General features: G+C 40.4%; 3 protein-coding genes and 1 pseudogene. All 4 read right to left on the bottom strand.

Features of this window, described 5'->3' with window-relative positions; genetic code table 11:
- A partial coding sequence (locus RJ60_RS14975; protein ID WP_146028953.1) for a glycosyltransferase occupies positions 1 to 613 on the bottom strand: 613 nt, incomplete at its 3' end.
- Entirely contained in the window at positions 603 to 1,742 is a 1,140-nt protein-coding gene (locus RJ60_RS14970) for a DegT/DnrJ/EryC1/StrS aminotransferase family protein (RefSeq protein WP_258006373.1), read from the bottom strand. The genes RJ60_RS14975 and RJ60_RS14970, both read right to left, overlap by 11 nt.
- Entirely contained in the window at positions 1,717 to 2,259 is a 543-nt protein-coding gene (locus RJ60_RS14965; RefSeq protein WP_103135277.1) for a GNAT family N-acetyltransferase, read from the bottom strand. The genes RJ60_RS14970 and RJ60_RS14965 overlap by 26 nt, the downstream gene beginning before the upstream one ends.
- Before the next feature lie 25 nt (positions 2,260 to 2,284).
- A pseudogene (locus RJ60_RS15715) lies at positions 2,285 to 2,884 on the bottom strand (hypothetical protein); the annotation flags it as partial.

Below are 2,884 nucleotides of genomic sequence, written 5' to 3'. Positions count from 1 at the left end.
CATTTAGATAACAGATTGATCCATACTTAGATAATAGGACATGCAACAACCAATCTTTCGCCCAGAAGTCTGTTTCAATATAATTAAAGTCAATGCAATTATTGTTTCTATACATACAAGTAGCTGTCTTTATGAAATTTCTTAATAAAATCTGTTTTGTGCTTTTGTGCTTTCTCATATGTTTCTTTGGTACTGCGTTTCGAAGTGTATATCCGTTTTCATTCACAATCTTTGCCCTAGTATGACATTCAGAGCAATTGGGATTTGATTCGAGTAGATTAACTTGTCTTTGGAGTTTAAGGGGATCGATCCAATAGTCGTCCCCTTCTAATATTGCTACATATTTGCCACTGCAAGCCTTCCGAACTGATTCTGAGTTTGCCTTGGCACCTACGTTATTCTCATGAAGTATTGGTTTTATTATCTCTGGATACCTATTTGCATAGTCAACAACAATCTCGCGGGTTCTATCAGTTGAACAGTCTTCGCCAATAACGATTTCGTAATTGAAATCTGTTTTTTGCATCAATGCGCTTTCTATAGCTTGAGCAATGTATTTCTCGTGGTTATAGGTGATCATAAAGACACTTACCAGAGGTTTATCACTGTTCATTAATGCACCTCACAATCTCGCAGATGGTCTCAACGTCTTCTTTTGTTAACCCGCCATAAAACGGCATAGACAGAACTCCGTTGCCGATTTTGTTGGCTATGGGCAGGTTGTTTCGGTCTGCCGAGGGCAGATGCTTGTAGCATTCGTAGTTGCTGCATAGGGGATGGAAGTATTTCCTGGCATAGACGTTGTATTTCTTGAGCTCTTCGTAAACATCGTTACGGGATCGGCCGAACTGTTCTTCATCGATTCTGATGGCAAAATACTGATAACTGCTCCTCACACCCGGTAGAACGGGCATGAGTTTGATGCCAGGGATATCTTTCAGATTCTCGATGTAAGTTTGCTTTATGATGGCTCTCTTCTGTCTTTCCTCTTCTATATGTTCTAGAACGGTCAATCCCATAGCTGCCTGAAGTTCGTTCATCTTTCCGTTTATTCCGACTTCGATCACTTCTTCTTCATTCTTGATCCCGAAGTTCTTGAGGAGGTCTATCTTCTTCTTCATTTCTTCGCTCTTGCAAGCCAGGGCTCCACCTTCTGCCGAATTAAAGAGTTTTGTGGCGTGGAAGCTGTACATAGTTATGTCACCGAAGTTGCCTATGCCTGTTCCGTTTATCTCGGTGCCAAAGGCATGAGCAGCATCATATATAACTTTGAGATTATATTTATCCGATATTTCTTGAATCGCTTTTACATCACAGGGGGTCCCGAAGACGTGAACTGGCATGATCGCACTTGTTTTTGGGGTAATCGCTTCTTCAATCCTGTTTGGATCAATACACATGGTTACTGGGTCTATGTCCACAAATACAGGCTCAAGACCCATCCAGGATATCGAATGAGCCGTAGCTGCAAAAGTGAAAGGTGTTGTTATGACCTCTCCTGTCAGTTCGAGAGCTTTTATAGCTACTAGAAGAGCTATTGTGCCGTTGTTAAAGAGAGAAAGCTGAGGCACTTTAAGATAGTCTCTCAACTTACTCTCGAGCTCTTTGTGTTTAGCCCCATTGTTTGCTAGCCACTGAGCATCCCAGATATCTTGCAGAGAATTGCAAAGCTCTTCCAGTGGAGGAAGAAGAGGACGCGTGACATATATTGGTTTATCAAAGCCACTCATAATTCTTGGCAATTTCATCAAACTCCATTCGCAGTATGCTCATATGCAGAAGATCATGGTACTGACCGTTCTTATATGTTGCTTGCCTGAGTACGCCTTCTTCTTTAAAACCGCACTTCTTGCCCATTTCAATGGAAGGCTTATTGGTAATTAACCAGACTCCTTCAAAGCGGTTTAGATTGAGGTCATAGAATACATGTCTCAATAGCATCATTGTAACGAGTTTTCCAATACCCTTACCACGATTGAAAGGTACACCGATCATAATTCCACCATATTCAGCTTTTCTGCATACAGCGTCGATATTTACTATTGACGCCATACCGATTAGTTCATTTTCATCTTTAGTGACAATTGCTAACCTCACTTCCTTTGTTCTGTTATTCATGTATCGTGCAAACCATTCTTCATCAGTCTCCAAGTTTATATAGCGGAAGGGAGAGCCGAAAAAGTCCTGGAGCTCTCTAGACTGTCTCCAAGTGTTGATGATAGGAATATCCGACCCCGTCAGTTCTCTCAAATAAACCATGAAACACCGCCTTTCATTAGAAAATTCAATAGATTGTGTTCAAAACTTGTATCATATCGCTATTACCATACCTTTGGTCGATAGGCAATGGTATCATGTACTTTGCTAACTGCCATTCAAGACTATTTTCATCAGCTCTTTCAAATACATCATTCCAGTATGTGGCAACATATATACGGTTATTGTGTAGTTTTTTCCGTAGCGAAGTATCTCTTGTCAGAAAAGGATAAATCATAGGTCCATCTATGGCTTCGCTTTCAATCAACTCAGTTAGTTCATTCTTATCTCTCAGGTTTTCATGAAGAAAGAAGAAGTTCTCGTTTCTTCTTTTCCTTACAAACTCATAATCAATGGAACTCAATAGTGTCTGAGTCAACTTCGACATTCTGCGTATCGGATTATTGTCTAGTCTTTCTTCATTACCTAGAAAACTAGAATATCCTTCTTCAGGAGACAGATCGATTCTTTTAAGCAAAAAATCACAGTGATTGTAGGATATATCTTGCTGGAGTTCCACGTCCATGCTGCATTTAGAGTAAAGATACGCTCCATCAGGCACACCAAAGAATTTCCTCGGCGAATAGATTGTTTCAATGCCAGAAATAGGTTCAGTGAAAAACGCCTG

It is taken from the genome of Mesotoga sp. B105.6.4, assembly GCF_002896535.1.
Taxonomy (GTDB): Bacteria; Thermotogota; Thermotogae; order Petrotogales; family Kosmotogaceae; genus Mesotoga.
Note: the sequence above shows the minus strand (reverse complement) of the source record. Positions and strands in the feature narration are given on the sequence as shown.

Bases quoted from the DNA above. Each gene is read 5' to 3' on its own strand.
- RJ60_RS14965 (WP_103135277.1), bottom strand. From the start codon at position 2,259: ATGGTTTATTTGAGAGAACTGACGGGGTCGGATATTCCTATCATCAAC.